This is a genomic window from Endozoicomonas sp. SESOKO1 (assembly GCF_024606265.1).
In the GTDB taxonomy this organism is placed as follows: Bacteria; Pseudomonadota; Gammaproteobacteria; order Pseudomonadales; family Endozoicomonadaceae; genus Endozoicomonas.
Genome location: NZ_JAHHPP010000322.1, coordinates 1 through 4,934, shown reverse-complemented (window position 1 = coordinate 4,934; position 4,934 = coordinate 1). Strand labels below are relative to the sequence as shown.

Annotated in this window: 4 protein-coding genes; 1 reads left to right on the top strand and 3 read right to left on the bottom strand. The window is 45.1% G+C overall.

Going from position 1 to position 4,934, the window contains the following annotated elements; translation table 11 throughout:
- Together KDK13_RS14775 and KDK13_RS14770 are read right to left on the bottom strand one after the other, a co-directional pair.
- Nucleotides 1–788 (bottom strand): hypothetical protein (locus tag KDK13_RS14775; RefSeq protein ID WP_257285740.1); only part of this gene is annotated, 788 nt, incomplete at its 3' end.
- Nucleotides 789–1,227: 439 nt separating this feature from the next.
- Complete coding sequence (locus KDK13_RS14770) at nucleotides 1,228–2,034, bottom strand: hypothetical protein (RefSeq protein WP_257285739.1); 807 nt, start codon at nucleotides 2,032–2,034, stop codon at nucleotides 1,228–1,230.
- A gap of 349 nt (nucleotides 2,035–2,383) precedes the next feature.
- Between KDK13_RS14770 and sodB the strand changes: the two genes are divergently transcribed.
- On the top strand, nucleotides 2,384–2,965 hold the full coding sequence (sodB, locus tag KDK13_RS14765; RefSeq protein ID WP_257285738.1) for a superoxide dismutase [Fe]: 582 nt from the start codon (nucleotides 2,384–2,386) through the stop codon (nucleotides 2,963–2,965).
- 141 nt (nucleotides 2,966–3,106) lie between these two features.
- Here the strand turns inward: sodB and KDK13_RS14760 are convergent, their stop codons facing one another.
- Nucleotides 3,107–4,855 (bottom strand): hypothetical protein, encoded by a 1,749-nt coding sequence (locus tag KDK13_RS14760; RefSeq protein ID WP_257285737.1) that lies wholly within the window; start codon nucleotides 4,853–4,855, stop codon nucleotides 3,107–3,109.
- Nucleotides 4,856–4,934: the final 79 nt, after the last annotated feature.

Below are 4,934 nucleotides of genomic sequence, written 5' to 3'. Positions count from 1 at the left end.
GGCATCGGACTGGTTGAGGCATCAGTAACCTGTGGAGTCGGACTGCTACCACCGGTCATCCCAGAAGCTACGGCCGCTGGACTGGTTCCAGCTCCTGTATCTGTAGATGAAGGAAAAGTAACGTCAGAACCATAAACTGATTCCTCATCTCCAGCCTTGACTGGAGTTATGGCTTCCTGCCCAGTTACTCCCGGATTTTCAACACTGTAATTACTGAGAATATCTCTGAGCTTTCCCTCAGAATCAATCAGTTGTTTGCCTGTGATTAACGTTTTGTCATAACCTGCGTTAAAATGCCAATCCCTGATATCATCCATCGTCGAAACAATGATTTGTGCAAGCTCTTTCGGGCCGCTCAAATCAATTGTTTTAAGATCATTCAGGTGTTGTTTTAGTTTTGTTGAGAAATCAGTATCCAGATCTACTTCATTTTTTGCTGCTTTGGTTTGAATATCTTTTAATATTTTCTCAACTTCATCTCGATCTGGCTGTAGTTGTCGACGATCAGCCTTTATATCGCCATTACTCTCCAGTGCTCTCTCTATATCCCGAAAATGATCAGACTTTAGCAACCCCCTGATTTTTACATCAAGAACAGGAACAGATCGAATACTTCTGGCACGAAATGGTTTTCTTGGACTTTGGTGTGAACTTCCCCAGACTGTTTGAACGTACCGATGGCCTTTAGGGCTTACACCGTTTTTTCCCTTAGCCGTTTCCAGGTCACCACGGGGAAACTCTGGGGGTGTTGAAAAGCTATTTCCTCTTGGCCCGTTGACATTACTCATAACCCGTCCTGACTGTTTGTTGTCCTTAACTATCAGCAGGCAATCAGTTGAAGAAACATCATCAGACCCAGTTGCTGGAGTCTGATTAATCCATGATTACACCTTATTTAATTTCAGGCTAGCAGAATAGAAGACCTTATTTAGCCTTTAAGAGAAAACTCAGTACAGTTGCCAACAAAAGCGGATAGATTGAACAGTTTTTCTTCAATTATGAAACAACGACCTTTTTAAATCATATTCAGTACATTTTTTTGACTACAGAGCAGCCCCCATAGCTGACCAAAAAATCAGAAAAGGATTGGCTTTCCAGGTTCTGATAACCCAGGATGCCTCTCAGTCAGACCAGCCTGATAGCAACTGGCCTCGAACCCAAAGGCAGCCTGAAACATAAACCAGAATAGTTAATTTTCACCGCTCATCGTTTCTCCGTTATTAACCACTACTGAATTGTCAACCCCTTGTCTTTGGAACTGCCAAAATCCCGCATGGTATTTTCCAGCTGTTGCAACCGCAGGGAGATCTGGCTCTGGAAAGCGGCCAGCTTTTTGCTGAGTTCTTTCTGGGTTTGAGCAGAAGCCTTGATTTGCTGCTCTATAATCTGTTGTCCAGATAACGTGTTCTTTACACCATCAACTTCAGCCTTCAGGGCTTCAATGCGGCTGATCATATCCGAATTGGCAACCAGCTGTTCAGTCGCCACTGCTTTAACCATCTGGTCAAGCTCAGTCAACTTTGAGACCGCCTGCTCAGAAAATTGTTTGGCTGCATCGGACTGCTTGACAGCAAGATCTGCTTTCTTCGCACCCTGTTCAATCTTTTCTTTATTCTCATTAATCCACTGACGGTTTCTTTTGTTAGAAACATCCCAGAGCTTGCGGATTTCGGAGTTCACTACTTTAAGTTCTGAGCGGAAGATGGAGTCACTCTGGTTAATGGTTTCACCGGTTTGAGAAACCTGACCTGTTACCAGCCCCAGCTGATCCCGGGTGGCCTGAAGCTCCTGCCGGGTATCATTGAGGGCCTTCTGCAACTCAGTCACCTGCCAGTAACCTCCCCCGGTAACACCGGCCAGAAGCAAAAACAGCACACCAGAAACCAGATGACCCGAACCACCGCCTGTATTGGTGGAGGTGGGCTTACCGGGACTTTTTGACCCAGTGCCTGTAGAACGATGTCTGGAGGGACGCTGCCCAGCGGTTATCGATAAGTCCTGGCTTGACTGATGAATCTTTTTATCCTCTTGCATAGTCACTGCTTGCAATCAAAAACGCCGCTTCAGGTGTGAATTCTTTAAGACCAGAAGCCTGTCGGACTCAAGACTGTCCTGAAGGCTCCCGGGAAGAAACGGTGTTCCGAGCTCCTGGCTGTTCAGAAAAATTAAGAGGAGCCATTGTAGAAGAAACTGTAGAAGAAACAAATCCAGCCCCCAACCTTTTATTCAACGTATAAGCCAATTGTGGACTTGAAATTTCTTCGACAAACCTCAAGATAAAGTCCACATAGATTCGTAGTAGCCTCAGTGCTACTATCGCTTTGCGAACAATCAGGTCTCTGAACGAACCAAATACTATTCCAACCACAGCGGGAGAACACAAATGGCTTTTCAACTGCCTGAGCTGCCTTATGAGCGCGATGCCCTGGAACCACATATCTCCAAGGAAACTCTGGATTACCATTACGGCAAACATCACAACACTTATGTAGTCAAACTGAACGGTCTGGTTGAAGGCACCGAGCTGGAAAGCAAGAGCCTGGAAGAGATCATCAAGACTTCTGAAGGTGGCATCTTCAACAACGCTGCCCAGGTATGGAACCACACCTTCTACTGGAACTGCCTGAGCCCAAAAGGCGGTGATAAACCTTCTGGTGAGCTGGCTGCAGCTATCGACAAGGCCTTTGGCTCTTTTGATGAGTTCGTTGCCAAGTTCTCTGACATGGCCGTTAACAACTTTGGTTCTTCCTGGACCTGGCTGGTAAAAAACACCGACGGCTCCCTGGAAATCGTCAACACCAGCAACGCTGGTACTCCAGTCACTGGCGACCAGAAGCCTCTGCTGACCTGCGACCTTTGGGAGCACGCTTACTACATCGACTACCGTAACGTGCGCCCAGACTACCTGAAAGGCTTCTGGGCCCTGGTGAACTGGGAATTTGTTGCTGCAAACCTTGCTGGTTAAACAGCAACCCAATGTAAGTTGACAACCAGACGTTACTTTCACCCGACACTGTCTGTTACACATTAACAGACAGTGTTTTGTCTCAGAAAATCCATAAGATATACCATTTATTCCAGATCAACATAAATCGCAGGAAATTCCCTACAACCTATCTATTTCGATCATATGGAAAATTGTATCGTCACCGGATTTGTCTCTAATGATCAAGTCGCTATCTCTATCCAGGACTTTTTGAAAAAGGACATCTGAAAGAATAAAGTCAACTTGTTTCCAGCTATTGCTGCCGCTGCCCATCACTACCCTGCATTCTGTACCGCTACGAGTGCCATAGCAGACTTCCCAGACGCTATCAGCGTTGTCAAGGTATGTAATAGTCAACTTAACCCGATCAGCAACTCCCCCTGCAAAAAAATCAGGGTCAAGTGCAAAATACATTGCATCTCTTCCTGATGCTTTCTCAAAACCTCTGGCAAATCGACCATATATTGTTTTGTCTATATGCCAATACCCGACAGATGTCTGGTCTGCATCAATTTGAGTCAGGAATCGACAATAGTTGGAGGGTACTATATCCCAGCCAACGTCATTGTATCCCTTTCTTTTGCGATTGATCATCATCCCTTTTGTGGCACGTCCCGGGTCTTGCTGCACAGCCCCATACCGATTATGCGCTTGAGCTATCTTGATATATCGATCGGTATTCGATCTGCGAGCCTTGCCATATAACTTAACCGGGTAGCCATCTGTATCCGAAGCATCAAGCCCCTTTCTAAGCGCACAAAAGGCAGCAGTGGAACTGCCCGAGTCATGTTGCCGGGAGTATTTATTAAAGAAATCAATCGTTGGTATAAGATTGTGCTTTTGCATTGCCTCGAACGGTATATTCCACATATCCAGCCCATTATGAGTAGCAAACAGCCCTGACCAATAGAAGGCCTGCTCAGGATTATTGGCACTCCAACCATGGGTTTTCCACTCAGCGTCCTGCTCACCACGTGAGTAAACTTTTTTTCCCCGAGATTTAGCCCTGGTCACAATTGCATTGAAGTCATCCAGACGCTTTGACATTCCACTGATATGGTATCCATGTGAGAAATCCCCCTTTTTGAGGTATATATCATCCATATTTTCCTCAATCCAGCGGCTTGTTTTCTCACTTCGGTTATCAAAGTTTACGGCAAGAGGAACGATCCACTCTCCATTATCAGTGGCAAAAGCTTCTTTGAACTTGCTCCACGCAACGATTCGATACTCTTCCCAGTCATTACCACTTATGTCGTATTTTGGATCAATAGGATCACCCTTGTAGCAACCGCCATCTCCAGTGGAACCCTCAGCAGATTGTACAAACAGTATTACTTCCCGAAGATGATCTGGCAGTGATTTGAGATACTTTCCGAACGCATCAATAAACCGGTAATAGAAAAATTGATATTTACCATCCAAATAGTATTGGTATGTAGAGTTCCTCTCTTCACCTAATGGATTGACATGAGGCTTCATCTCAACCAGAGGCACACCTTCATCAAACAGCCATTCAGGAGCTTTGGGAGCAACCCAAATCATCAGGAATGTATGTAACCCGGCATTCGCCAGTTGCTCTAATTGTGGGGTGATAATCTTATCGAAGATAAACACACCATTTTGAGGCTCAACATCGCGCCATTTTTCTACTATGGGTACTCCTTTTACCTTACCTTCGTATCCTTTTGGTATATCACTATAATCCGAATTCAACCATCCATAGACTCCCCATGCCCTACTCTCTGATTTATGGAGCAGTTGCTTTTCGGATAGTGGTGGCGAATTGAGAGCTTCTGCGGCAGAACAAGGTATTGTTGCACAAAAAAACAGTACTGCGACAAACAGTGCTGATGTGATATTTCCCATAACTTTCACTTTAAAAAGTTCATTACGTCAATTGAATAAGAAATTCTTATAAAAGAAGCCGGTGGCTTAAGTGCCGAAC

Bases quoted from the DNA above. Each gene is read 5' to 3' on its own strand.
- KDK13_RS14760 (WP_257285737.1), bottom strand. From the start codon at position 4,855: ATGGGAAATATCACATCAGCACTGTTTGTCGCAGTACTGTTTTTTTGT.
- KDK13_RS14770 (WP_257285739.1), bottom strand. From the start codon at position 2,034: ATGCAAGAGGATAAAAAGATTCATCAGTCAAGCCAGGACTTATCGATA.
- sodB (WP_257285738.1), top strand. From the start codon at position 2,384: ATGGCTTTTCAACTGCCTGAGCTGCCTTATGAGCGCGATGCCCTGGAA.